At 67.2% G+C, this 25,261-nt stretch carries 26 protein-coding genes and 1 tRNA gene; 15 read left to right on the top strand and 12 right to left on the bottom strand.

What is annotated here, in order from left to right; translation table 11 throughout:
- The 5 genes from fabG to ACFU5V_RS29135 form a co-directional block, all read right to left on the bottom strand.
- Window positions 1–759, bottom strand: a complete 759-nt coding sequence (gene fabG / locus ACFU5V_RS29155; protein WP_378703362.1) for a 3-oxoacyl-ACP reductase FabG — start codon at window positions 757–759, stop codon at window positions 1–3.
- 67 nt (window positions 760–826) lie between these two features.
- On the bottom strand, window positions 827–1,636 hold the full coding sequence (locus ACFU5V_RS29150; RefSeq protein WP_378703361.1) for an SDR family oxidoreductase: 810 nt from the start codon (window positions 1,634–1,636) through the stop codon (window positions 827–829).
- 123 nt (window positions 1,637–1,759) lie between these two features.
- Window positions 1,760–2,455 carry a TetR/AcrR family transcriptional regulator gene (locus ACFU5V_RS29145; RefSeq protein WP_378703360.1) on the bottom strand — a complete coding sequence of 232 codons (696 nt, stop codon included), beginning with the start codon at window positions 2,453–2,455 and terminating at the stop codon, window positions 1,760–1,762.
- A gap of 44 nt (window positions 2,456–2,499) precedes the next feature.
- Window positions 2,500–3,261, bottom strand: a complete 762-nt coding sequence (locus ACFU5V_RS29140; RefSeq protein WP_378703359.1) for an SDR family NAD(P)-dependent oxidoreductase — start codon at window positions 3,259–3,261, stop codon at window positions 2,500–2,502.
- 41 nt (window positions 3,262–3,302) lie between these two features.
- Window positions 3,303–4,448 (bottom strand): acyl-CoA dehydrogenase family protein, encoded by a 1,146-nt coding sequence (locus tag ACFU5V_RS29135; RefSeq protein ID WP_378432353.1) that lies wholly within the window; start codon window positions 4,446–4,448, stop codon window positions 3,303–3,305.
- Between the two features lie 140 nt (window positions 4,449–4,588).
- Between ACFU5V_RS29135 and ACFU5V_RS29130 the strand changes: the two genes are divergently transcribed.
- From ACFU5V_RS29130 to ACFU5V_RS29070, 13 genes are all read left to right on the top strand, one after another.
- Window positions 4,589–5,188, top strand: a complete 600-nt coding sequence (locus ACFU5V_RS29130; protein ID WP_378432351.1) for a TetR/AcrR family transcriptional regulator — start codon at window positions 4,589–4,591, stop codon at window positions 5,186–5,188.
- A 90-nt stretch (window positions 5,189–5,278) separates the two neighbouring features.
- Window positions 5,279–6,622, top strand: a complete 1,344-nt coding sequence (locus ACFU5V_RS29125) for an HNH endonuclease (RefSeq protein WP_378703358.1) — start codon at window positions 5,279–5,281, stop codon at window positions 6,620–6,622.
- Window positions 6,623–6,719: 97 nt separating this feature from the next.
- A complete protein-coding gene (locus ACFU5V_RS29120; protein ID WP_378703357.1) occupies window positions 6,720–7,061 on the top strand; it encodes a hypothetical protein in 342 nt (113 codons plus the stop codon).
- A gap of 8 nt (window positions 7,062–7,069) precedes the next feature.
- A complete protein-coding gene (locus tag ACFU5V_RS29115) occupies window positions 7,070–7,642 on the top strand; it encodes a DUF3558 domain-containing protein (RefSeq protein ID WP_378703356.1) in 573 nt (190 codons plus the stop codon).
- A gap of 3 nt (window positions 7,643–7,645) precedes the next feature.
- Window positions 7,646–8,983: a hypothetical protein gene (locus tag ACFU5V_RS29110; RefSeq protein WP_378703355.1), complete on the top strand. Its 1,338-nt coding sequence runs from the start codon at window positions 7,646–7,648 to the stop codon at window positions 8,981–8,983.
- Window positions 8,980–9,753, top strand: a complete 774-nt coding sequence (locus tag ACFU5V_RS29105; protein WP_378703354.1) for an ESX secretion-associated protein EspG — start codon at window positions 8,980–8,982, stop codon at window positions 9,751–9,753. The genes ACFU5V_RS29110 and ACFU5V_RS29105 overlap by 4 nt, the downstream gene beginning before the upstream one ends.
- A gap of 16 nt (window positions 9,754–9,769) precedes the next feature.
- A complete protein-coding gene (locus ACFU5V_RS29100; protein WP_378432339.1) occupies window positions 9,770–10,243 on the top strand; it encodes a DUF309 domain-containing protein in 474 nt (157 codons plus the stop codon).
- Window positions 10,243–10,881 (top strand): LON peptidase substrate-binding domain-containing protein, encoded by a 639-nt coding sequence (locus ACFU5V_RS29095; RefSeq protein ID WP_378703353.1) that lies wholly within the window; start codon window positions 10,243–10,245, stop codon window positions 10,879–10,881. Before ACFU5V_RS29100 ends, ACFU5V_RS29095 begins: the two co-directional genes overlap by 1 nt.
- Before the next feature lie 61 nt (window positions 10,882–10,942).
- A tRNA-Met gene (locus ACFU5V_RS29090) sits at window positions 10,943–11,019 on the top strand.
- Between the two features lie 104 nt (window positions 11,020–11,123).
- Window positions 11,124–12,347 (top strand): cytochrome P450, encoded by a 1,224-nt coding sequence (locus ACFU5V_RS29085; RefSeq protein ID WP_378703352.1) that lies wholly within the window; start codon window positions 11,124–11,126, stop codon window positions 12,345–12,347.
- Window positions 12,348–12,386: 39 nt separating this feature from the next.
- Entirely contained in the window at window positions 12,387–13,985 is a 1,599-nt protein-coding gene (locus tag ACFU5V_RS29080; protein WP_378703351.1) for a phytoene desaturase family protein, read from the top strand.
- A gap of 70 nt (window positions 13,986–14,055) precedes the next feature.
- Entirely contained in the window at window positions 14,056–14,895 is an 840-nt protein-coding gene (locus ACFU5V_RS29075; protein ID WP_378432331.1) for an alpha/beta hydrolase, read from the top strand.
- Between the two features lie 50 nt (window positions 14,896–14,945).
- Window positions 14,946–15,749 carry a transglutaminase family protein gene (locus tag ACFU5V_RS29070; protein ID WP_378703350.1) on the top strand — a complete coding sequence of 268 codons (804 nt, stop codon included), beginning with the start codon at window positions 14,946–14,948 and terminating at the stop codon, window positions 15,747–15,749.
- Between the two features lie 4 nt (window positions 15,750–15,753).
- Here the strand turns inward: ACFU5V_RS29070 and ACFU5V_RS29065 are convergent, their stop codons facing one another.
- Entirely contained in the window at window positions 15,754–16,134 is a 381-nt protein-coding gene (locus tag ACFU5V_RS29065) for a MarR family winged helix-turn-helix transcriptional regulator (protein ID WP_124391110.1), read from the bottom strand.
- A 64-nt stretch (window positions 16,135–16,198) separates the two neighbouring features.
- Between ACFU5V_RS29065 and ACFU5V_RS29060 the strand changes: the two genes are divergently transcribed.
- Window positions 16,199–17,695 carry an MFS transporter gene (locus tag ACFU5V_RS29060; RefSeq protein WP_378703349.1) on the top strand — a complete coding sequence of 499 codons (1,497 nt, stop codon included), beginning with the start codon at window positions 16,199–16,201 and terminating at the stop codon, window positions 17,693–17,695.
- 47 nt (window positions 17,696–17,742) lie between these two features.
- Here the strand turns inward: ACFU5V_RS29060 and ACFU5V_RS29055 are convergent, their stop codons facing one another.
- The 3 genes from ACFU5V_RS29055 to ACFU5V_RS29045 all read right to left on the bottom strand — a co-directional run bounded on the left by ACFU5V_RS29055 (window position 17,743) and on the right by ACFU5V_RS29045 (window position 20,812).
- Window positions 17,743–18,714 carry an alpha/beta hydrolase gene (locus ACFU5V_RS29055; RefSeq protein WP_378703348.1) on the bottom strand — a complete coding sequence of 324 codons (972 nt, stop codon included), beginning with the start codon at window positions 18,712–18,714 and terminating at the stop codon, window positions 17,743–17,745.
- A 118-nt stretch (window positions 18,715–18,832) separates the two neighbouring features.
- Complete coding sequence (locus ACFU5V_RS29050) at window positions 18,833–19,384, bottom strand: gluconokinase (protein ID WP_378432394.1); 552 nt, start codon at window positions 19,382–19,384, stop codon at window positions 18,833–18,835.
- A gap of 33 nt (window positions 19,385–19,417) precedes the next feature.
- Window positions 19,418–20,812: a GntP family permease gene (locus ACFU5V_RS29045; RefSeq protein ID WP_378703347.1), complete on the bottom strand. Its 1,395-nt coding sequence runs from the start codon at window positions 20,810–20,812 to the stop codon at window positions 19,418–19,420.
- Window positions 20,813–20,979: 167 nt separating this feature from the next.
- On the opposite strand from ACFU5V_RS29045, the gene ACFU5V_RS29040 reads away from it, so the two are divergent.
- Window positions 20,980–21,711 (top strand): FadR/GntR family transcriptional regulator, encoded by a 732-nt coding sequence (locus tag ACFU5V_RS29040; RefSeq protein WP_378439863.1) that lies wholly within the window; start codon window positions 20,980–20,982, stop codon window positions 21,709–21,711.
- A 37-nt stretch (window positions 21,712–21,748) separates the two neighbouring features.
- On the opposite strand, the gene ACFU5V_RS29035 is transcribed toward ACFU5V_RS29040, so the two are convergent.
- The 3 genes from ACFU5V_RS29035 to eda all read right to left on the bottom strand — a co-directional run bounded on the left by ACFU5V_RS29035 (window position 21,749) and on the right by eda (window position 25,260).
- On the bottom strand, window positions 21,749–23,200 hold the full coding sequence (locus ACFU5V_RS29035; RefSeq protein WP_378703346.1) for a sugar porter family MFS transporter: 1,452 nt from the start codon (window positions 23,198–23,200) through the stop codon (window positions 21,749–21,751).
- Between the two features lie 226 nt (window positions 23,201–23,426).
- The gene (locus tag ACFU5V_RS29030; RefSeq protein ID WP_378439867.1) at window positions 23,427–24,605 is read right to left on the bottom strand and encodes an ROK family transcriptional regulator; all 1,179 of its coding nucleotides are present in this window, start codon (window positions 24,603–24,605) and stop codon (window positions 23,427–23,429) included.
- 28 nt (window positions 24,606–24,633) lie between these two features.
- Window positions 24,634–25,260, bottom strand: coding sequence for a bifunctional 4-hydroxy-2-oxoglutarate aldolase/2-dehydro-3-deoxy-phosphogluconate aldolase (eda, locus tag ACFU5V_RS29025; protein ID WP_378703345.1), 627 nt, complete (start codon window positions 25,258–25,260; stop codon window positions 24,634–24,636).
- Between the last annotated feature and the right edge of the window lies 1 nt (window position 25,261).

The raw sequence follows: 25,261 nt of genomic DNA, 5'->3' as shown, positions 1-25,261 counted from the left end.
TCAGTCCTTCGGTCCACCGGCGACGTAGACGACCTGCCCCGACACGAATCCGGCGCCCTCGCTGACGAAGAACGACGCGGTGTGCGCGATGTCCTCCGGCTGCCCGACACGGTTGACGGGGATCTGCGACGCCGCCGCCTTCTTGAAGTCCTCGAAGCCGACGCCCACCCGCTCGGCGGTCGCGGCCGTCATCTCGGTCTCGATGAACCCGGGCGCGATCGCGTTCGCGGTGACACCGAACTTTCCGAGTTCGAACGCCAGGGTCTTGGTGAAGCCCTGCATGCCCGCCTTCGCGGCGGAGTAGTTGACCTGCCCGCGGTTGCCGAGCGCGGACGTGCTCGACAGGTTCACGATCCGGCCGAACTTGGCGTCCACCATGTGCTTCTGCACGGCCCGCGACATCAGGAACGCGCCACGCAGGTGCACGTTCATCACGGCGTCCCAGTCGTCGACGGTCATCTTGAACAGCAGGTTGTCGCGGGTGATTCCGGCGTTGTTGATCAGGATCGTCGGGGCGCCCAGTTCATTGGCCACCCGCTCGACTGCCGCGGCGACGGACGCCTCGTCGGCGACGTTCGCGCCCACGGCCAGGGCTTCGCCGCCCGCGGCCTTGATCGCGTCGACGGTGCCGGCACATGCGGCCTCGTCGAGGTCGAGCACGGCGACGGCGTACCCGTCCTCGGCCAGCCGCTTCGCGACGGCGGCGCCGATGCCCCTCGCCGACCCGGTGACGATGGCGGTTCTACGTTCCTGGCTCACTTGTTTCCTCCATGCTGGTTGTTCTCGGTCTTCGTACGGTCTTTGCGCAGTTCGCTTCTCGGTCGGGTCAGGACGGCTGGGCCAGGAGCGACGCCTGGTAGCGGCGCATGCCCCGGATCCATCGGTCGTAGTCGGCGCCCTTGTGCCGGTACATCTCCAGCACCTCGGGGTGCGGAAGGATCAGGAATTGCTCGGCTTCCATTGCGGCGAGCACGCATTCGGCTACCTCGGCCGGCTCGAGCACCGAGCCCGCAGTGGTGACGGCGCGTGCGGCGGTGGCCGACAGGGCGGCGTCGTCGGTGAGCAGTGTGGTGTTGACACCCATCGGGCACAGGCAGCTGACGCGGACGCCTTTGTCGCCGTAGGTGACCGACAGCCATTCGGCGAATCCGACGGCGGCGTGCTTGGTCACCGAATACGGGGCGGAACCGATCTGGGTGAGCAGCCCGGCGGCAGAGGCGGTGCTGACGAAGTACCCCTCCCCGCGCTCGATCCAGCCGGGAACGAGGCGGCGGGCCGCCCGGACGTGCGCTCGGACGTTCACATCGAGGGCGAGGTCCCACACGGCGTCGTCGGGTTCGAGTTGGTCGCCTGCCGCGACACCCGCATTGGCGAAGTAGAGGTCGACGGGCCCGAAGGCCTGTTCCGCGGCGTCGATGACCGACGCGATCTGAGCATCGTCGGACGCGTCGGCTTGCTTTGCCAGCGCAGCGCCGGGATGCTCGGCGTCGATTCTCCGGACGATCGTTTCCAGCCTGGTGCCGTCGAGGTCGGTGACGACGACCTTGGCACCCTCGGCGGCGAGCCGCTCCGCGAGTGCACTGCCGATTCCACCTCCGCCACCGGTGACGACGGCGACCTTCTGCGCAACCTGCACGAGATTCCTCCCTCGAGGGGACACGGACGTGGCCCCAGTCTTCCACAGAAATCACCTGAACCCGGTGTCGGATTCAGTTTTGCGGACCGAAGTGTCCCACACGCTCACGCCGCCGGCGAGAGCTCAGCTCCGCTCGGGGAACCTCAGTCCGTTCGCCCAGATCCGCGTCGTCGTGAACACGACATCGTCGAAGTCGACAGGAGAGCCGTCGGTCCCGTTCACGCTGGCCACGAACACGTTGTACGCCAGCCTGCTGACCATCCCCGACAACGCCCGCGACGCCAGCATCGGGTCCAGTTCCCTGTCTGCGATACCCCGCGCCTGGAGCTCGGCGATCCCCCGCGCGTTGCGCGCGATGAACGCGTCGGCCCGCTGACGCCGCAGATCCGCGAACGCCGGGTCGATGTGCGCCACCTGCTCGAGCAGCCCCATCAGCTTGGCGTTGCGCCGGTAGGCCTCCAGGTAGGCGCGGTTGCTCGCCTCCAGCACCGCGTAGGGGTCGTCGGTGTCCTGGACCCGCTTCATGCCCGGGTGCATCATGTCCTCCTGCGCCACCTCCAGCACGGCGGCGAAGACCTGCTCCTTGTTGTCGAAGTACGTGTAGAACGACCCCGTCGAGCAGTTCGCTTCCTTCGTGATGTCGGTGAGCCTGGCGTCGAGGTACCCGGACCGCTCGAACACCGTCCGCGCAGCCGCCACCAGCGCCGCGCGTGTGCGTGCACCGCGAGGGGTCGCCGGAGGCTCCCGCAGCAGATCGGTGGCCGCCATCGACGGGGCGGGCTGGTCGTCCCACTCTTCATGGACGGTGCGCGTGGTCATTTCCTACTTATACGCCAGCACCGCAGCCCCGCCCAACCCAGCGCTCAGGTGATGGTGATGCCGCCGTCCACCGCGATCGTCTGACCGGTGACGTACGCGGCGGCGTCCGACGCGAGCCAGACCACGGTCGCGGCCAGCTCCTCCGGGTCACCGAGGCGACCGAGAACCAGACGCGACTTCATCGATTCGAGGTACCCGTCCTGGTACTGGTCCGTCATCTCCGTCTCGAAGAATCCGGGAGCGATCGCATTCACCCGGATACCCTTACGGGCACCCCACTGCTGCGCCAGATCGCGGGTCAGACCGATGACCCCGGCCTTGCTCGCGGCATACGCGGCCTGCGGAAGTCCCGCGGTCGTGAGGCCCAGCACGCTCGCGATGTTCACGATCGCGCTACCCGGCTTCATGACCCTGCCCGCCGCCTGCGCCGCCCAGTACGAACCGTTCAGATTGATGTCGACGACCTGCCGGAACTGCTCCGGCGTCTCCCTCGTCGCGGGGACGGCCGTCCCGACACCGGCATTGTTGACGAGAACGTCCACGCGGCCGAACTTCTCCATCGCCTCGTCGATCATGTTCTGCGCCTGCGCCGGGTCCACGACGTCCGTCGCGACGCACAACGCCTCACGTCCCGCCGCCCGCACCAGTTCCGCGGTCTTCGCCAGACGGTCGGCGCGGCGCGCAGCCAGCACCACGTCGGCGCCCGCCTCCGCCGCCGCCTGCGCGAACGCCACCCCGAGGCCCGACGACGCACCGGTCACGACGACCACCCGATCGGTCAAGCTGAACTTGTCGAGAACGGACATACGAAGCGACTCCTTTGTCGTCGGGCTGTGGGGGTACGGACTCAGAGGCCGAGGTCGCGGCCGATCAGTTCCTTCATGATCTCGTTCGAACCGGCCCAGATCTTGGTGACACGAGCATCCATCCACGCACGCGCGGCACGGTACTCGGTCATGAACCCGTAACCACCGTGCAACTGCACGCAATGGTCGAGGACCTCGTTCTGCACCTGGGCGGTCCACCACTTGGCCTTGGCGGCGTCCACTGCCGTCAGTTCGCCGTCGGCGTGTGCGGCAACGCAGTTGTCGACGTACGCCTGGGTGACCTCGACACGGGTGACGAGATCGGCGAGAAGAAACTTGTTCCACTGCAGCGACCCGATGGGCTGCCCGAATGCCTTGCGGTCCTTGGCGTACTGGATCGTCTCCTCGAGGATCGGCGCGGCGTGCGCGATATTCGAGACGGCGGCGCCGACACGCTCCTGCGGCAGCATCTCCATCATGTGGATGAACCCGCGATCGATCTCACCGATGATGTTCGCCGACGGCACACGCACGTTCTCGAAGAACAACTCGGCGGTGTCGGACTCGTGCTGGCCGACCTTGTCGAGCTTGCGTCCGCGCTCGAAGCCCTCCATGCCCGTCTCGACGGCGAACAGCGTGATGCCCTTGGACTTCTTCTCGGGGCTGGTGCGCGCGGCGACGATCACCAGGTCGGCGTTGTAGCCGTTGGTGATGAACGTCTTGGAACCGTTGATGATCCAGTCGTCGCCGTCCTTGACCGCAGTGGTCTTGAGCGAGGCGAGGTCGGACCCGCCGGAGGGCTCGGTCATGCCGATCGCGGTGAGCAGTTCACCGGTGCAGAACCTGGGCAACCAGCGCTGCTTCTGCTCCTCGGTCGTCAACTGCACGAGGTACGGGGCGACGACGTCGGCGTGAATGCCGAAGCTCGACGACACGGCCGCACTCGCCCGTGAAAGCTCCTCGGCGAGAACCGCGTTGAACCGGTAGTCGCCGGCCTCGCTTCCGCCGTACGCCTCCGGGACCTCGAGGCCGAGGAAACCGTTGCGGCCCGCTTCGAGCCAGATCTCCCGGTCGATGAAGCGCTGCGCGATGAGCTTGTCCGCCACCGGCAGCAGGTTGCGGTTCACGAACTCCCGGGCCGATTCGCGGAATGCCTCGTGATCGGGGCCGTACAGGGTGCGTCGCATGACCGCTCCTTCTGGATATCGAGCTTTGACTGGTTCACGCTTCGAGCATGTAAGCGTCTGCTTATTTTCTAAGCGCTTGCTTATACTGATGGCGTGACGCGGTATTGTCAACAGCCGCGCAGCCGAGGATGGAGACAGACATGAGCGAATCACCCAGCCAGGTGATCAGCCCGTCCAAGGCTGCCGCCCGCATCCGCGCCGCGGCCGTCGACGCGTTCGCGACCAGCGGATACGGCGGCACCACCACTCGCGAGATCGCCGCCCGCCTCGATATGAGCCCGGCCGCGATGTACCCGCACTACCGCTCCAAGGAAGAACTCCTCTTCGCCATCAGTTACGAAGGCCACACCGGCGCACTCGACGTCGTGAGAAACGCCGACCTACCCGGCGAGTCGCCGTCCACGAGACTGCAGGCGCTGATCCGCGCATTCGCGAGCTGGCAGGCCACCCACCACGCACAGGCCCGCGTCGTCCAGTACGAACTCAACGCCCTCACGCCGGAGCACTACCGCGACGTGGTCAAACTGCGCCGCGACATCACCCACATCGTCCGCTCCGTCGTCGACGCCGGAGCCGCATCCGGCGAATTCACCGTCCCCGACGGCGAAGGCGTCACCCTCGCCCTCATGTCACTGTGCGTCGACATCTGCCGCTGGTTTCCCGCAGGCGCCTACACCGAACCCGAGGCCGTCGCGGACCTCTACGCCGGCCTCGCCATGCGACTGGTCGGGGCAGCGTAGGTAATGCATTTGGGTATTGCCGGGGTGCCGTGGGTGGGCTAGTGTAGAACATACGTTCGATTCGGGGGTTTCGGCAGTCGGGGGGTCGGGGTGGATGCAGGGGCGGTCATCGCGTTTCTGGCCGAGTTGCCGAAACTCGATCGGGATATCGACGATGCGACGCGCATCGACGTACTTCGGGTATTGGAAGAAGTGAAAGCCGCCTGCGCCGGCGTGCAGGCCCGGGTGACCGCCGACCTCGACGCCTCCATCCGAGCTGAACGAGCGGACCGCAACGTGCCGCTGGCGCAGCGAGGACGCGGCATCGCCAACCAGGTGGCGCTGGCACGCCGGGACTCACCGTTTCGCGGTGGTCGCCACCTCGGCATGGCGACCGCTCTCGCCCACGAGATGCCCTGTACCTTGGCCCTACTCGAACGAGGGTTACTCAGCGAGTGGCGAGCCACCATCCTCGTCCGCGAAACCGCATGCCTGACGAGGGAAGATCGCACAGCAATCGACTCTCTGCTGTGCGGCGACCCGGCAACGTTGGACGGGCTCGGCGACCAGGCGGTGTGCGCGAAAGTTCGCTCGGTCGCCGCCGAATTCGACGCCGAGGCCGTGGTGCGGCGGGCTCGCAAGGCCGTGTCGGATCGGCGGGTCACCTCCCGTCCCGCACCCGACACCATGGCCTACGTCACCGCCCTGCTGCCGGTCGCGCAGGGGGTCGCGGTGCACGCCACACTCGCCCGTGACGCCGATTCGATCCTCGCCGCCGGCGACGAACGCACGCGGTCGCAGATCATGGCCGACCTCCTCGTGTCCCGAGTCACCGGCACACACCACACGGCGACGACACCGCCGATCACCGTGAACCTGGTCATCTCCGACCGCGCCCTCCTCGACAACGGATCCGAACCCGCCCACGTTCAGGGATACGGTCCCGTTCCCGCCGAACTGGCGGGGCACTGGATTTCCGAGGCAGTCCAGGCAGCGATCGATCCCGACACCGGGAATGCGACGCGGGTGAACCTGCGCCGCCTGTACGCCAACCCGCAGTCGGGGGCGCTGACCGCGACCGAGTCCCAGGCCCGCTGCTTCCCCGCCGGGTTGGCAAGGCTGATCGATCTGCGCGACCGAACCTGCCGGACACCCTGGTGCGATGCCCCGATCCGGCACCACGACCACATCCGCCCCCGCGAAAGCGAGGGCCCCACGACCGCGTACAACGGCGCCGCTGTGTGCGCAGCCTGCAACTACGCCAAACAAGGCGCAGGATGGACCGCTACCCCTCGTCAGGTGCCCGGAGGACTGCACCACATCGAGATCTACACCCCCACCGGACACCGGTACCGATCGACGGCACCCCCACTACCGAAACCATTGCCATTCCGCGAGGTTCACACCGACTCCCCCGTCGAGCGCATCCTCATCGAATTCCTCAACGCAGCCTGAACATTGCAGCGCTGCACACTAGACCGAGTGACACACCCGTGCGGTAGCATCTCCGCACGCGGCCGAGGGGGTCCTGTCGAGCACTGGGGGGATGGGAATGAGCAAAACACTGCGTCTGGAAGATGACGCCATCGAGAAGTGTGTCGGGGTCTGCGACGAGATGCTAGAGCAGCTTGACGGCGCTCTCAAAAAGGCAAGGGCCTTGAAGAATGTCTCCGGATTCGGCGGCTTCGACTCCGCGCAAGAACTGCAATCCGGGTACGAGGCAAAGTTCAACGGTGGCGGAGGAACGGGTTCAATGATCGAACGTCTGAACCAATTCCGATATGCCATCGAAGCGATGCGGGAGACCTTCGCAGCGGGTGGAGAGGCTTTCGCGGAAACTGACAGTGCAATCGGACAGGCCCTTGCCACCGTCCAGGTGGGAACCGACAAATGAGCCCAAGAATGGCGCACATCGGTGCTGTCGCGATCACCCTGCTCATCGCAGGCTGCAGCACTCAATCGACGAATGAGCAGGACCCCGGAGATTCTGCTGCTGTGGTATCACTAACGCGTGTCCCACGGCACATCGATAAGTCCGACCGACCGCACGTAACGTTCGACCCCTGTCTCGACGTTCCGGATACGGCTTTGATCGAAGCTGGATACGACCCCAGCAGTGAAGAGAATGCAGACTTCACACCAGACGAATACACGTTCCTTGGATGCAGCTATGACACGCCCCGACGTCTTTACGGACTAAATGTCCTCTCGGGCAACATCAGTTTCGCTGAAGAACAAGAGAAGTCCAGGGCGTACGCAACACACATCGACGTCAACGGTCGGCGGGCGCTACTGAAGGTCGAAGCCGACCAACCAGATGCGTGTGCGATCTCAATCGAGACGTCCTATGGGGTTCTCATAGTCGATCGCAGCGTATTCAAAGGTACCGGAGCGCCCGCTCCCGAATCCGAATGGTGTGCAGGCTTGGAAGATACCGCCCGGATCTTCGAACGCTATATTCCGAAGGAGGGCTAAGCCGTGCCGCCCAATGATGTTGTGTCCACGATCTTCGACTCGATAAGTCCGAATGGAGCAGGCGAGCAACGCCGCACGGGCTTACATAACTCGGCGGAAAAGCTGACCGCAGGGTCAGGAACAGACGAACCGTACATCCGCACCATGGAGAGCTTCCACGGTATGGATCACGAAGAAATGTACGCAAAGGCACAGACCATGGTTCCCGATGCCATCGGTCAACTCGCCCAAGCCTGCCACAGCATCTCGAATTCGCTCCCTCTCGCATTTGGCTTCGCGATTCTTCGCAACACGATTTCCGAACGTTGGGAGGGTGCCGCGGCGGACGCCGCCGCACAGGCGACCGAGAAGCTCGCTGCCACGAGCGGTCAACTGACATCGAGCATCGCGGCAATTGCCGTCAAACTCGACATCCTGAGCAGTGCGGCTGCGGATGTGAAAGCCTCGGTTCCTCAGCCGGCCAGTTCCGAAAGTGTCCTGTCTCAACTCCCACTGAGCCCGCTTGCGGCCGAAAGGTCCGACACTGAGAGGGAAGCCGCACGTCTCGAGGCGGTTCGGAGGTTGGAGGCGATCTACGTGCCGAACTACCGGGACGTCGGCACGAATGTCCCGCAGTTACCGGAGCCCTACACGCCATCTGGCGACCGTCCCGGCTCCGCCGGCGTGCCGAGTTCGTACGGAACGGTGCCACAGGGTTCAAATCCGTGGAACGCATCCGACAGCAGCACCTCCTCCGTGTCGGGGAATGGCGATGTGTCTGCGAATGGCGAGACCCCTGGGGACGGGGAGTCTGCTAGGGATGATGCGGCGACCACGTCTGCAGCGAATGCCGAGGCCGCTGCCAATCAGGGGGCCGGTGCCGGTGCCGGATCCGGTTCGGCTGCACAGACTGCGGCTGCGAATGCGCCGAACGCTTTTGGTGCAGGTTCGCAGTCGAGCAGCGGTGCGGGCGGTACGGGTTACGGCGGAATCGCCGGCGGATCGGGCGCCGGGGGTTCGGGCGTCGGGGGTTCGGCATCGGGCACGCGCCGGAAGAATGACAAACGCGAGTCCGAGCCCAGCTCGGGCGGTGTGGTTCCGGGTGGCCCGATCCCGTCGGGTGGTGCCGCGGCGGGTGCGGGGGCGGCGGCCGCTGCCGCAGCGGCGACACCGGTGAAACCGAGTATGAGTCGTCCCGGGATGGGTATGGCACCCGGCATGATGGGTGCGCCCGGCCGGGTAGGCGGAAACGGTGAGGGCGACACGGAGCATCAGACGCCGAGCTACCTCATCACCGTCGACAACGGCAACGAACTGATCGGCACACTCGACCCCGTCGCACCGCCGGTGATCGGCGCATGAACTGGCGGCTGACGTCAGCCCAGTTCATGTGCCTGTGGGAGGCAACCGATCTCGATCGGATGCCGTACCCGCTGAAGTATCGGTCCGCCGCGGCGACGGCGGACCAGTACGCGATCCAGCAACGCGAACTGGAGCAGTGGCGGTCCGCGCTCGACGAACCGAAACTGGTTGCGGCGATCCAGGCGCTGCGAAACCCGCACGTGTCCGTCACGGTGCTCGCCCCCTCCCCCGAACTCGACTCCGGGATTCGGCGGAGGGGCAGCATCCGTGGCCGGGTCGCCGTCGTCGCCGAACAGCTCCGCGGCGAACCGGGACGCGGCGACATCCGGATCGACGCGGGCGCCGAGAGCGTCGACGGGTTCACCGCCCAACTCCTGGACGACCTACCCGACTGCGCTCCCGGACGAACCCCGTCGCTGACCGCGCACCCCGACGACATCCAGAACCGAACCACCACGACATCCGTCCTCCAGAACGCCCGGGCCTCCGACGGCACTCTGCTCCGGCGGATCGTCGGCCGACCGCGGACCGGGATCGGTTACATCTGCATCCGTGGTGCGCGCAGCGGACTCGACGAGCCCGTTCTGGGCGAACTGACGTGGATCGACGTGGAACAGGACGGCCGGTACCTCTATCACCAGGACGACCGTGTTCACCTGCGGTCGGCGACGGTCCGGGTGGTTCGCGACGAGTTGTCGAAACGCGTGTCTGCGGCCCTTGCCAACACCTCTGCCAACACCTCTGCCAAACCTTCGCCGACCCGCGGCTGAGCGTTACCCTTGTCCCATGACCGATCGGGACAGGGATGGCTCGGGGAAGCCACTCAACGCACGCCCCCGCGACGAGCTCGGCCGACCTCTGCCTCACGACGCCGAGGGTGTGCCCCGCATCCCCGACGACCTGCGGTTGCCGCCCGACGAGGCGATCACCGAGGCGCAGCGGCTACTCGACCACGGCATGCCGTTCCACGCCCACGAAATCCTCGAGGGAACGTGGAAGATCGCCCCCGAGGACGAGCGGGAACTGTGGCAGGGCCTCGCGCAGCTCGCGGTGGGTCTCACCCACCTGATGCGGGGCAACAAGACCGGTGCGCGGTCACTGCTGCGCCAGGGCCACGACCGGATCCGGCATTACGAGGTGGAGGCGCCACACGGCCTCGACATCGCCGGCCTCCTGACGTGGTCGGAACACCTCACGGACGAGATCGATCGCGTCGACCCGTTGCCGGCGACGCCCGTACCCCGATTGAGAATCCCCTGATGTCTCTGCTCCCCATGTTCCCGCTGGGCTCGACGATGCTGCCCGGTCAGCAGCTCCCCCTCCACGTCTTCGAACCCCGCTATCAGGAACTGGTCCGCGACTGCCTGGACGCACCGGACGGTCCGCGATTCGGGGTCGTCCTGATTGCCCGCGGCAACGAGGTGGGTGGCGGCGACGTGCGCCACGACGTGGGCACGATCGCGCGGATCGAATCCCACGCGTCGATCGGCGACGGCCGGTACGAGTTGTTCTGCCGCACCGAGGAACGCATCAAGGTGTCGAAGTGGTTGCCGGACAACCCGTATCCGATCGCCGAGGTGGATGTGTGGCCGGACGAGAACACCGGCACCCAGACGGCGGATTACGAATTCCCGTCGCTGATCGAGCGACTCGAATTCCTGTACGGCCTCCTCCGGCGTCTCGCGACGGAGACCGGGAACGTCCCGCCCGACGTTCCGGTCATCGGCGGGTTCCGCGGGTCGCTGGGCACGCGGCTGTACGAGATCGCCACGTACATTCCGATGGGTGACGCCGATCGCCTGCAGATTCTCGCTGCGGCCGGCGCGGACGAGCGCTTGCGGGAAGTTTCCGAGGCGATCGAGAACGCCATCGAAATGGCCCAGTTCCGGCTGATGTGACCTAGCCCTCCCCGGGGTTGGTCAAGAGCACTCCGGGAAGGGTGTAGTGTTGTCAATGCAACGCGGGGTGGAGCAGCTCGGTAGCTCGCTGGGCTCATAACCCAGAGGTCGCAGGTTCAAATCCTGTCCCCGCTACCAAGTGGAAACGGCTCCGGAGATTCATTTCTCCGGGGCCGTTTTCGTTGTCGGCACATCCTCCAGGACTAGAACGTATTCTCGTACGTGAGGCCTCAGGAGGGACCGTGCAGCTCGCCGACGTCGATCTCTACAACCCGGACACCTTCGTGCAGGGCGTGCCCCACGAGATGTTCGCCACGTTGCGGCGCGAGGCTCCGGTATACCGGCATCTCGACGAGCGCGGCGCCCCCTTCTGGTGTGTCACCCGGCATGCGGACATCGTGACGGTGAACCGGGACGCCGAGACGTATTCGTCGTGGCGGGGCGCCACCTACATCGACGATCTGGCCCCCGACGACCTGGCGGGCCAGCAGCTGATGATGCTGAACATGGATCCACCGGATCACACGGCGCTGCGGAAGATCGTCAGCAAGGGCTTCACGCCCCGCCGTATCGGCCAGCTGCACGACATTCTGGCGCAGCGCGCCACGAGCATCGTCGACGCGGTGATCGAGCGCGGCGAGTGCGACTTCGTCGTCGACGTCGCGTCCGAACTGCCGCTGCAGGCGATCGCCGATTTCCTCGGCGTGCCGCAGGAGGACCGCAAGCTCATCTTCGACCTGACGAATCAGATGATCGGCTCGTCCGATCCCGAATTCCACCTCGAGGAAGGTCAGGAGCGCGCGGCGGCCGGCCAGATGTTCGCCTACAGCCTGGAGATGTTCGAGGACCGCAAGCGACACCCGCGCGACGACATCGCGACCGCTCTCATCCAGGCCGACGTGCACGGCGAGAAGCTCGGCGAACTGGATTTCAACATGTTCTTCATGCTGCTCGCGGTCGCCGGGAACGAGACCACCCGCAACGCCCTCTCGCACACCCAGCTGGCGCTGATGGAACATCCCGAGGAGCGCCGGAAGGTCCTCGAGGATCCGGCGAGGCTCGACGCCCTGATCGAGGAGGGGTTGCGGTGGGCCACACCGGTCATGCAGTTCCGCCGGACCGCGACCAGGGACACGGTGCTGCACGACGTCGAGATCTCGGAGGGCGACCGGGTGGTCATCTGGCACATGTCGGGGAACCGTGACGAGGCGGTGTTCGACGATCCGTACACGTTCGACATCGACCGGCCCACCGGCCACTACTCGCAGCACATCGCGTTCGGCGGCGGCGGTCACCATTTCTGTCTCGGCGCCAACCTCGCTCGCGCCGAGATGAAGGTGATGCTGAGTGAGATTCTGCGTCGGATGCCCGACATGGAACAGACGGCGCCGGCCCAGCGGCTGCGCTCCAACTTCATCAACGGGCTGAAGCATCTGCCGGTGACATTCACACCGTCGTCCCTCTAGCTTCGAGCGGAGCGCTGGCTTTTCTGACAGCCTGGTCGGGTGAGCAACGTCGACGCAGTGGTCATCGGATCCGGTCCCAACGGGCTCGTCGCGGCCGCGACTCTCGCCGATGCAGGCTGGGACGTCGCGGTCGTGGAGGCGCAGCCGACGCCCGGCGGCGCGGTGAGGTCGGCCGAACTCGTCCCCGGCTTCACGTCGGACCTGTTCAGCGCGTTCTATCCCCTGTCGACCGTGTCCCCCGCGCTGCGCGGGCTGGACCTCGAGTCGCACGGGTTGCGGTGGAGTCATGCGCCCCGCGCGGTCGGGCACGCCCGCTCCGCTGCCGACGAGGACGCGCCGGTGATTCATCCCGACCCGGCCGACACGGCCGCCGACCTCGAACGGAGGCAACCGGGCGACGGCGTCGCGTGGACGGCGCTGGTCGAGCAGTGGCACCAGATCAAGGAACCGCTGCTGAGCATCCTGTTCAGCCCGTTCCCGCCCGTGCGGGGCCCGAGCGCCCTGCTGCGCCGGCTGGGCACCGCCGAGTCGCTGAGAGTGGCCCGATTCCTCCTCCTGCCTGCACGGCGGATGGCGCACGAACTGTTCCGGGGCGAGGCGGCACGACTGCTGTTGCTGGGCAACGCGATGCACGCAGACACGCCTCCGGACGCACCGGGCAGCGGTGTCATGGGGTACATCCTGACGATGCTCGCCCAGGACGGCGGGTACCCCGTCCCGGTGGGCGGCGCGGGCGAGTTGTCCGCCGCGATGGTCCGCCGGGCCGAGCACGCGGGCGCGCATTTCCACTACGGCGACGCGGTGACGGGGATCGAGGTTCGGTCCGGTCGCGCCGTCGGCGTGCGGACGGCGTCGGGTGTGCGCTACACGGCACGCCGGGCGGTGATCGCCGACGTCTCGGCGCCCGCGCTGTACAGGTCGCTGTTGCCGGATCATGCCGTCCCCACCCGGGTGCGTGCCGACCTCGAGCATTTCGAGTGGGACACGCCGGTGCTGAAGGTCAATTACGCCTTGTCGCAGAAGATTCCGTGGCGTTCGCCCAGCCTGAGCGGCGCGGGGACCGTCCACCTCGGTGCCGACGACAACGGCCTCGTCCGGTGGATGGCCGACCTGACCACCGGCACCGTCCCGGCCCGCCCGTTCCTGCTGTTCGGGCAGATGACGACCGCCGATCCCGGCAGGTCACCGGAGGGCACCGAAAGCGCCTGGGCGTACACGCATCTACCGCGCGACATCATCGACGACGCGTCCGCCGACCTACTGGCAACGCGGGTCGACGACGTCCTCGAGGCCCACGCACCGGGTTTCGCGGAGCGGGTCGCCGGGCGTGTCGTCCAGCGCCCGTCGGATCTCGAGGCGGCCGACGCGAATCTCGTGGGCGGCGCCGTCAACGGAGGGACGGCGCAACTCCATCAGCAATTGGTCTTCCGGCCGGGGCCGGGCATCTCCCGCTCGGAAACCCCCGTTCAGCGCCTGTACCTGGGCAGCGCGTCGGCGCACCCGGGCGGCGGTGTGCACGGGGTGTCGGGCCTGAACGCTGCCCGCGCCGCGCTCGGCGAGGACGGGCCGCGTGGATGGCTGCGACGGCGCACCTCCCGAGCCGTGATCGACCTGTTGTCGAAGGGACCGATCCCCTAATTTTCCGCTTGTCGGGGTACCTCACCGTGCAATGATCTGAGTCGTCGAATTCGGACCACGAAGGGGCATCATGCAGCATCGAGAATCGTCCTTCGCCGGCGTCGGCGGAATTCCTATCGTCTACGACGTGTGGCTTCCCGAGCGGCGCCCGCGCGGCGTGCTGGTGCTGTGCCACGGCTTCGGCGAGCACGCCCGGCGCTACGACCACGTGATCGAGCGGCTCGGGGCACTCGATCTCGCGATCTACGCGCCCGACCACCGCGGGCACGGGCGGTCGGGCGGCAAACGGGTCCACCTGAAGGACTGGCGCGAATTCACCGACGACCTGCACCAGCTGTTCGGCATCGCGTCGACGGACTGGCCGGGCACCGACCGATTCCTCCTCGGCCACAGCATGGGCGGTTCCATCGCACTGACGTACGCCCTCGACCACCAGCAGGACCTGAAGGCACTCATGCTGTCCGGGCCCGCGGTCGACGTGACGAGCGGGACACCGCGCGTGGTGGTCGAGATCGGCAAGCTGGTGGGCCGCTTCCTCCCCGGTGTGCCCGTCGAGTCGCTCGACGCGAAGCTGGTGTCCCGCGATCCGGCGGTCGTGGCGGCCTACGAGGAGGATCCCCTCGTCCACCACGGGAAGGTGCCTGCGGGGATTGCGCGCGGAATGATTCTGGCTGCCGAGCATTTGCCGGAGCGCCTGCCGTCGTTGACGGTTCCCCTGCTGCTCCAGCACGGCCGGGACGACGGGCTCGCGAGCGTGCACGGCACGGAACTCATCGCGGAGTACGCCGGTTCGGAGGATCTCACGGTGGAGATCTACGAAAACCTGTTCCACGAGGTGTTCAACGAACCGGAGAACGAGGAGGTGCTCGACGATCTCGTCGAGTGGTTGCGGCCACGCGTTGGTGCCTGACTCGGCCGGGGTGTTCTGCACCCTCGGACGTGGGATGCCAGGATGGGCGGATGAAACGTCACGCCACCGCCACTCTCGACATCGAGGTCACCGACCCCACCAGTCTCGAATTCAAGATCGCGGTGGCCCGGACGCCCGGTTCGGAGCTGTCGGAGTCGCTGACGTTCACTCTCGACGGTAAGCCGGTCGAGGCACGAGAGATGGTGGCGGAGCACGGTACTCGCGTCCATCTGCTGGACAGCCCCCGCGGTTCGCTGCACGTCGAGTACTCGGCTTCGGTTGTGGGTAAGGCCGATTCGCCTCCCGTCACCGACTACGACCTGTCGAAGTACCTGCGCCCGAGCCGGTATGCCGAGGCGGACAAGTTCTTCGGTTTCACCGGCGGGGAGTTCAACCTGTCGAAGCCACATCCGGAACTGCTGCAGGACATCACCACGTGGGTGGGGTCACGGCTGCTCTATCAGGCGGGGTCGAGCAGATCCACCGACAGTGCCGTCGACACGATGCTGTCCGGGGCCGGGGTGTGCCGTGACTTCGCCCACCTCACGGTCGCGCTCCTGCGGGCCGTCACCATCCCGGCGCGGCTGGCGGCGGTGTATGCGCCGGGGTGCGATCCGATGGACTTCCACGCCGTCGTCGAGGCGTTCGTCGATTCCGAGTGGCGGGTGGTCGACGCCACCCGGCTGGCCCCGCGGTCGGCACTGCTGCGGATCGCGACGGGGCGCGACGCCGCGGACACCGCGTTCCTGGACAATCACGGCGGTGCGATCACGCTCGAGAACACGGTGGTGACCGCCGTCGTCGACGGCGAGTTCCCGTCCGACGACTACGCGACACCCACCTCGTTGACGTGACGAATCAGGTTGCTTCCGAAAGCCTTTCGGTGAGTACACCCAGCTGAATCTTACTGGCGTCGGCGTGCACCTTGCGGCCGGCGTCGGTGACGTCGACGAAGACGCCCCGCCGGTCCGCCTCGCACAGCGCCCTGGCGACCAGGCCCGCCTTCTCCAGCCGGGCCACGCTCCGGGACAGCGCGCTGGGACTGAGGTACATCTCGGCCGCCAGGTCCTGCATCCGTGGTCGGTCGCAGGTGGCGTCCATCAGTCGGTCGAGTGTCTCGAAGTCACTCATGCTCAGCCCGTGCGCGTGTTGCATCTCACGATCCAACTCGCACGCAATCGAGTTGTATCGGCTCGCGAGCAGCCGCCACGTGTCGCGCAGGTCCGCTTCTGAGCTCATGATCCGCACCCTAGCGCGCAGACGAAAAACGTGCAAGCGAATTAAATGCAAACGGAATTAGTGCTTGCGCATTGATTGCACGTGCATCTACATTCTCCCTGTGACTATCAGCGACGCCACCCCGGACCTCGCCACCTCGTCGGGCGCCACCACCGCCCCGTCGACCGACCAGGCCTGGACTCCCCGCCTCTGGGGCGTCCTGGCCGTGCTGTGCCTCGTGATGTTCCTCGACGGTCTCGACGTCTCGATGGTGGGTGTTGCACTGCCCTCCATCGGAACCGAACTCGGGCTGTCGACCACCTCGCTGCAATGGATCATCAACGGATACGTCCTCGGATTCGGTGGTCTGCTGCTGCTGGGCGGACGCACCGCCGATCTCCTCGGACGCCGCCGCGTCTTCCTGATCGCGCTGACCGTGTTCGCGATCGCGTCCCTGGTCGGCGGACTCGTCGACAACGGCACGCTGCTCATCGCGAGCCGCTTCGTGAAGGGCCTCGCCGCCGCGTTCACCGCGCCGACCGCGATGTCGATCCTCACCACCACGTTCAAGGAGGGGCCCGCCCGCAACCGGGCGCTGTCGATCTTCTCCGTCTTCGGAGCCAGCGGCTATTCGTCCGGACTGATCCTGGGCGGGCTGCTGACCAGCGCCGGGTGGCGTTGGACGTTCCTGATGCCGGTGCCGTTCGCGGTGCTCGCCCTGGTCGCCGGCGCCGTCCTGATCCCCCGCGACCGTGCCGCCGACACCGGCGGCCACGACGTCGCGGGAGCCGCCACGCTGGTGTCGGGCATGCTGCTCGCCGTCTACACCGTCGTGTCGGCACCGGCCCGCGGCTGGGCCGATCCGCTCACGCTGGGCTCGTTCGCACTGGCCGCTGCCCTGTTGGCGTCGTTCTTCGTCGTGGAGAACCGGGTCGCGCACCCGCTCGTGCGGCTGAGCATTCTGCGGGTCGGCTCGATCGTGCGGGCGAACCTCAGCATCGTCGCGCTGTTCGGCTCCTACCTGAGCTTCCAGTTCATGATGACGATCTTCCTGCAGTCGGTGCTCGGCTGGTCGCCGCTGGAGATGGCGCTGGGCCTTCTCCCCGCGGGCATCATCGTGGCCTTCGGGTCGCCGTTCGTGGGACGACTGATCGACGCGTTCGGCACCGCCCGCATGATCATCGCGGCACTCACGTCACTGAGCCTCGGCTACCTGTGGTTCCTCTTCGCCGGGAGCGATCAGCCGAACTACACGATCGCGATCCTGCCGAGCGTGGTGCTGCTGGGTGTCGGTTTCGCACTGGGCTTCACGTCGATCATGGCCCAGGCCACGTCGGGTGTCGACGACTCCGAGCAGGGATTGGCGTCGGGGCTCGTGCAGACGTCCGCACAGGTCGGTGCCGCGCTCGTGCTGGCACTGACCACCGCGCTCGTCACCGCAGGCTCGCACACCGCCACCGGCATCAGCGGCGCCGGGTTCCACCAATTCCACTCCGGCCTCGTGCTCGTCACGGGTGTCGCCCTGCTGGGACTGCTGATCACGGTGTCACCGCTGCTGCGCAGAGTGCTCAACCCCGCGTAGTCCGCGGACGGCAGAACGGGTGGGCACAGGCCCACCCGTTCCGCCGTTCAGGCCGAGTGCCGCTTCGACTCCGTGAGTGCGCGGGACGCGAAATCGACAGTGAGCCCGATGATCGTGCGACTTTCCCGCAACACCTTGCCGATCACCGGGAACGCGTGGATCTGCCCACTCCAGATGTGGGTCTCGATCTGCCGTCCCTCTCGATCGAACCGGTCGGTGATGATCTCGACGTCGGGCCGCATGATCTCGTACTCGGCGGCGGTGAGGAAGACCGGAGGGAACAGCGCCGGATCCGAGTTCACGGGCGACTGGGCACCCGGAATCTGGTCGGGCCCGGCCAGCCAGCGGTCCTTCAGCTTCGCCACCTGCGACATCGGCAGGTACGCGTCGCGCTTCATGAAATCGGGGTCGTGATCCTCGAGGTCGAGGTTGAGCAGCGGGGAGTACCCGATGACGGCCGCCGGCCGGGTAATGCCCCGCAGCGCGGCGACTTCGGCAACCTTCATCGCGAGGTACCCGCCCGCCGAGTCCCCCGCGACGATCACCCGGCTGGGGTCGTCGCAGACCTTCAGTACCTCGGTGTATGCGGTCATCGCGTCCACCAGCGACGCCCCGATCGCCCCCTTGGGAAGCTGCCGGTACTCGACCGAGACGACGGGCGCACCCGACCGCGCGGCGAGCAGCCCGCACAGCGCCCGGTGGGTGGCGAGTCCGCAGAACACGAATCCGCCGCCGTGGAAGTAGAGGATGGTGGCGCCGTCCATCGAGGTGACGGTGGGCCGCGGGTGGGTGATCTTCTCGCACGGCACCCCGCCGAGCGAGATCGCCTCGATGTCGAGCCCCTTCGGCTTGGGTAGCCGGTCGATCAACTCGTCGAGAGCCGCGAGGAGTTCGATGCCGCGGTCCGTCGTCGGCCATATCGTGAACAGCGGTTTGACGAAAGCCCTGGCGAACCAGAACGTCATTCGCGCCCGCCGACTGACATCCCAGTGCCACACGATCGATTCACGCGTTCGCATACTGCCCTCCGTTGTATCGGACGCTTGTCCAGCTAAATGGACGACCTTACGCCACGGTAAGTCGAAGCCGCCCGTTACCGAGCGACTTCGACTGAATTTCCGTCCGATTACCAGAGGTTCACCGGCCGAGCCGCTGCTCCAGTCGAGCGATGATCTCCGCCGCCACCTGCGTCGGCGATCCGCCCACGTCCACCACGATGGCGTCCTCGTCGGGTTCGATCGGCTCGAGCGTCGAGATCTGCGTGTCCAGCAACGACGGGGGCATGAAGTGGTCCAGCCGGGCGGTCAGCCGTTCGCCGATCTGCGCCCGCGACCCGGCGAGATGCACGAACACGACGTTGTCGCCGCGCAGCACGTCGCGGTAGCTGCGCTTGAGCGCCGAGCAGGTGATGACCCCGGGAAGACCGTTGTCGGTGTGGTCCCGGATCCACCCGGCGACGAGATCGAGCCACGGCCAGCGGTCCTCGTCGGTCAGCGGCTGCCCCGACGCCATCTTCGCGACATTCGCGGGTGGGTGCAGCGCGTCGCCCTCCTGCAGGTCCCAGCCCATCGCGCCGGCGATGATTCCCGCGACCGTCGACTTCCCGGAGCCGGACACGCCCATCAGCACCAGGACGGGATCCGCGGTCTGCGGGGTGCGTCCTACCGGTTCGCGCGTACTCACGTGCATCTCACCAACCTCACTCGACATTCTCGACCCCCTTTAGATGAACACGCTCAGCGCGAGGACACCGGCCAGACCGGTGACGGAGATGATGCATTCCATCACCGTCCACGTCTTCAGGTTCTGCACCACCGTGACGCCGAGGTATTCCTTCACCAGCCAGAATCCCGCATCGTTGACGTGCGACAGGAACAGCGAGCCGGAGCCGATCGCGAGCACCATCAGCGAGACGTGCGTAGACGTCAACTCGGCGGCGACGGGCGCGAGGATGCCGGACGCGGTGACGGTCGCGACGGTGGCCGATCCGGTGGCGACACGGATCAGCACGGCCACGAGCCAGGCGAGGAAGAGGACGGGAAGGGCGCTGCCCTTGATCGCTTCGGCGATCACGTCGGCGATGCCGGTGTCGATCAGGACCTGCTTGAATCCGCCGCCCGCGCCGACGATGAGGAGGATTCCGGCGATCGGGGGCAGCGAACTCTCCAGCGACGCCGCGATGGCATTGCGGTCCATGCCGCCGCCCCGGCCGAGGAGCAGCATTCCGGCGAGCACCGCGAGTCCGAGGGCCACGACCGGCGTTCCGAGGAAGTCGAGCAGCGCCTTCGCGGGCGACTCCGAGTCGGCGGCGACGACGTCGGCCACTGCCTTGCCCAGCATCAGGACGACCGGGAGCAGGATGGCGGACAGGGTGGCCGCGAAACTGGGGCGGCGACGCTCCGCGGCGGCTTCGGCGCCTTCCCGGTCTTCGACCGTCACGTAGAGCTCGGGGACGGGGACGTCCACCCAGCGGGCCGCCAGCTTACTGAACAGCGGTCCGGCGACGATGACGGTGGGAATCGCGACGACGACGCCGAGAGCGAGGGTGAGCCCGAGGTTCGCGTTGAGCGCCGCCACCGCGACCAGCGGTCCGGGGTGGGGCGGAACGAGACCGTGCATCGCCGACAGGCCCGCCAGGGTGGGAATCGCGATGCGCATCAGCGACAGCCCCGAACGGCGCGCGACGAGAATGATGACCGGCATCAGCAGCACGAGGCCGATCTCGAAGAACATCGGCAGGCCGATCACCGCGCCGACCAGTGCCATCATCCAGGGCAGCGTCCGCGGTCCGGCACGCCCGACGAGGGTGTCGACGACGCGGTCGGCGCCACCCGAATCGGCGAGCAGCTTGCCGAACATGGCACCGAATCCGATCAGGATTCCGACGCTGCCCATCGTGGCACCGAAGCCCTCGACGAACGATTTCACCGAGTCCGTGGCACCGAGACCTGCGCCGATGCCGACGCCGACGGCGCCGATCGACAGTGCGAGAAACGGGTGGAGTTTGAGCCAGGTGATCAGCGCGATGATGACGGCGACGCCGACGACGGCGGCCGTGATCAGCTGCGCGTCGGTGCCGGCGCTCTCGGCCGCTGCGAGTAGTGACGCGGTACTCATTCTGTTGCTCCAGGGAGATCGGTGTTGGAATGACCGTTGTTCGTGACTCAGGTCACTGTGCCTCATAAACCATACGATTTCAAGCCCTGGGCATATTAAGTACTACTTAGAGTGTGAAGGGCGCGCCAACGTGTGTTCAATGGAAGCGACCGTGGGACCATCGGCGGATGACCAACGCAGAGGGCGCCGAGTACCGGCAATTGCACGAAACGGTGCTCGATCGACTCGGCGGCGACATCGTGGCCGGAGCCCTGGCGCCCGGCACCCGCATCTCCGCCGACGACGTGGTCACCCAGTACTCCGTCTCCCGCACCGTCGTCCGCGAGGTGGTCCGCGTCCTCGAATCCCTCGGACTCCTGGCGGTCCGCCGCCGCGTCGGGATCACCGTGCTGAGCGAGGAGCACTGGAACTCCCTGGACCCGAGCGTGATTCGCTGGAAACTCGCCGGACCACAGCGGTTCGACCAGCTGTCGAGCCTGAGCGAACTGCGGTCGGGCATCGAACCGCTCGCCGCACGTCTCGCGGCGGCACGGGCGACGCCGGAGCAGTGCGGGGCGCTGACGGCGGCCGTCATCGGAATGTCGTCGACGTCCCGCGCCGCGGACACGGACGCGTACCTGGCCCACGACTCCGACTTTCACCGCACACTGCTGACCGCGTCGGGCAATCCCCTGCTGCGTGCGATGTCGCAGATCGTCGTGGAGGTGCTGGAGGGCCGCACCCGGCACTCGCTGATGCCGCACGTCGCGGAGACCGAGGCGATCCGCCTGCACGGCGTGGTGGCGTCGTCCATCCAGATGGGCGACGCGGATGCGGCGGAGGCGGCCATGCGCGCGATCGTGAGCGAATCCGCGACGGCCGTCGAACAGATGAAGGACGACGAAGACACCCGCGAGTGAGATCCCCGCGGGTGTCGCCGTCGTGGCCCAAAACGGCCTACACGATCGAATCGGAGTGCATGGCTTCGAGTTCCACGCCCTTCGTCTCCTTGACCCAGCGCAGCACGAAGACGAGTGACAGCACCGCACAGACGGCGTAGAAGCCGTACGAGATTCCGAGCGAGAAGTCCTTCATGGACGGGAACGTCACAGTGATCAGCCAGTTCGCCGCCCACTGGGCGCCCGCGGCGAGCGACAGGGCGGCGGCCCGGATGCGGTTGGGGAACGCCTCGCCGAGCAGAACCCACACGACCGGGCCCCAGGACATTCCGAACGCGACCACGAACAGGTTGGCGGCGACGAGCGCGATCGGCCCCTGCAGCCCGGTCAGCTGCGGCGTCGTGACACCGTTCACGACGGTGGTGGAGGCGGTTCCGAAGATGAACGCCATGGTCGCGAGCGTCACGGCCATGCCGGCGGAGCCGATGATGAGCAGCGGCCGGCGGCCCACCCGGTCGATGTAGGCGATGGCGATGAGAGTGGTGGCGATGTTGACCACCGACGTGATGACCGTGATCTGCAGGGAGCTGCCCTCGTCGAAGCCGACGGCCTGCCACAGGACACTCGAGTAGTAGAAGATCACGTTGATACCGACGAACTGCTGGAACACCGACAGTCCGATACCGATCCACACAATCGGCATCAGGCCGAACGCGGAGCCCTTCAGGTCGCGGATCGACGGCTGCGTCTCGCGGGCCAGCGTCGAACGGATGCTCTCGATCTTGAGATCGAGGCCCTTCTCGCCGAGCAGGACCGCGAGGATGCCGCGGGCCTCGGCGATGCGCCCCTGCGCGATCAGGTAGCGGGGCGATTCGGGAATGGTCAGCGACAGCAGACCGTAGGCGAGTGCGGGCACACACATCGCGAGGAACATCCATCGCCAGGCCTCGAGCCCGAACCACAGTTCTTCCTGCGATCCGCCGGCGAGCGCGGCGAGGGCGTAGTCGACCAGGAGCGAGACGAAGATGCCGGTGACGATCGCGAGTTGCTGCAGCGACCCGAGACGTCCCCGCACCCGGGCGGGCGAGATCTCGGCGATGTAGGCGGGTGCGATGACCGAGGCCAGACCCACACCGATGCCGCCGACGATCCGGAACGTCACGAGCATCTCGACGTTGGCCGCGAATCCGGTGCCGACGGCGCTCAGCAGGAACATCACCGCGGCGGCCCGCATCGTGACGAGGCGTCCGTACCGGTCGGCGATCCGCCCGGCCAGCATCGCTCCCGCCGCGGCACCGAGCAGCGCCGAGGCGATCGCGAATCCGAGGAGAGCCGACTCGACCTGGAACTTGCCCTCGATCGCCGACACGGCGCCGTTGATCACTGCGCTGTCGTAGCCGAACAGCAGGCCGCCGAGTGCGGCGACGACCGCGATCCGGACGGGAACCGAAGTGCCCTCTGCGGTGTCGCCGGGCGATTCCGCGCCGGGCAACAGGACGTTTTCAGTCATGGGACTCCTCGTGAGCAAGGGGTGATCGAGACTCGGGTGGGGCCGAGGCCTGCGCAGAGTGCGCAGTCGTTGTGGTGTGGAACACAGTAGGCAACGAACGTACGAATCGTCAAGACATGAACATAGAAGGACGCTTTTGTCCGATTTGCATTCACCAATGAACACACGGCACGCGAAGAGCTCAGACCTCGCCGCCTGACGCGGACGAGGATTCAGCGGCGAACAGTCACGCGGGAAGCGCGGATCGCAGACCCAGGGCGACGGCGCCGAGCACCTGAGCGCGGGGGCCGAGTTCGGCGACGCGGATGTCCAGGGAGCGGACCGCGCTGGGCACCGCATAGCGGCCGACGACCTCACGCATCGGCCCGAGCAGCAGTTCACCGGCCAGCGCGAGTTCGCCGCCGATGACGAGTCGTTCGGGATTGACGAGGTTGCACAGGCTCGCTGCCGCGACACCCACGTGCCGCCCGGTGTCGGCGAGCACCCGGATGCAGGCGGCGTCGCCGCGCTCGGCCATCCCGACGATGTCGGCGATGCTCAGATCGGGACCGCGACTCGGGGCGAGCAGCCCGATCACGACGTGCGAGGCGACGAGGGTCTCGAGGCAGCCGCGGTTGCCGCAGCGGCACACCTGCCCGAACTCGTCGAGGGTCAGGTGGCCAATTTCGCCTGCGGTGCCGCCTCTTCCGCGGTACAGCCTGCCGTCGAGGACGAGGCCGGCACCCACGCCGTCGGAAAGTTTGATGTACGCGAGGTCGGTGGTTCCGCGGCCCGCTCCCCACATGTGTTCGGCGAGCACACCGAGGTTCGCGTCGTTGTCGACGTGCACGGCGGTGCCGAGATACTCCGACGCGATGGCGGCCGCGTCGACACCGACCCAGCCGGGGAGGATGGACGGGCCGCCGACCTCGCCGGTGTCGGTCTCGAGCGGTGCGGGCAGACCCATGCCGACCGCGAGGACGGACGTGCGGTCGCAGCCGAGTCGGTCGAGGGCCGCGTCGAGAAGGGCGCCTGCCTGCACCACGCCGTCCTCCGCGCGGTGACCCGCGCCGAGTTCGACGCGTTCCTCGGCGAGCACCTGGTGTGCCATGTCGGCGACGGCCACGGTGAGATGGCGGTGCCCGAAGTCGATCCCGACCGCGAGTCCCATCCGGCGGGTCAGCCGCACCGCCCGGCCGCGCTGGCCGGGGTGGTCGCCGCCCGGCACGGCGACCATCCCGGCCGCGGTCAATTCCTTGACCATGTTGGACACGGTGGCGGGGGCCAGTCCGGTGCGACGCGCGATCTCCGCCTGGGTCAGCTCACCCGACGTCTGGAGCGCGCGGACCACACGGTGCTGGTTGGCGGATTTCAGCGAGGACTGAGAACCCGGCCGCTGGGAATCACCGTTGTCACTGTCGCGCACGATTCACCGTACCGCGCCGCGTCACGCGCTATCGGGCGAGTGTCGCCGCCTCACGTGCGAGTCCGCTGATCCGGTCCCAGTCCTGCTGCTTCACGGCGTCGGCGGGCGTGAGCCAGGATCCGCCGACGCAGCCGACGTTGGGCAGCGACAGGTAGTCGCCGACGTTCGACGTCGAGATGCCGCCGGTCGGACAGAACCGCGCGGCCGGCACGGGTGAGTGGATCGAGCCGAGGAACTTCGCGCCGCCCGACGCCTCCGCGGGGAAGAACTTGAGTTCGCGGTAGCCGTGCTCGAGCAGGAACAGCACCTCGGAGACGGTCGCCGCGCCCGGGAGGTGCGGCAGTCCGGTGTCCGACATCGCCTTCAGCAGGGTTTCGGTGCTGCCCGGCGAGACCAGGAACTGCGCTCCCGCGTCGGCCGCCTGCGCGGCCTGCACCGGTTCCACGATCGTGCCCGCGCCGACGCAGATCTCCGGCACCTCGGTCGCGATCGCCTTGATGGCGTCGAGGGCGCACGGCGTCCGCAGGGTCAGTTCGATCATCGGGATGCCGCCGGCCACCAGCGCGCGGGCCACCGGCACCGCGTCGCCGAGGTTGTCCACGACGACGACGGGGATGACCGGGACGCGGTCGAGGAGGGAGGGGCTGTTCGTCACT

This window comes from Rhodococcus sp. NPDC057529 (genome assembly GCF_042802055.1).
In the GTDB taxonomy this organism is placed as follows: Bacteria; Actinomycetota; Actinomycetes; order Mycobacteriales; family Mycobacteriaceae; genus Rhodococcus_F.
Note: the sequence above shows the minus strand (reverse complement) of the source record. Positions and strands in the feature narration are given on the sequence as shown.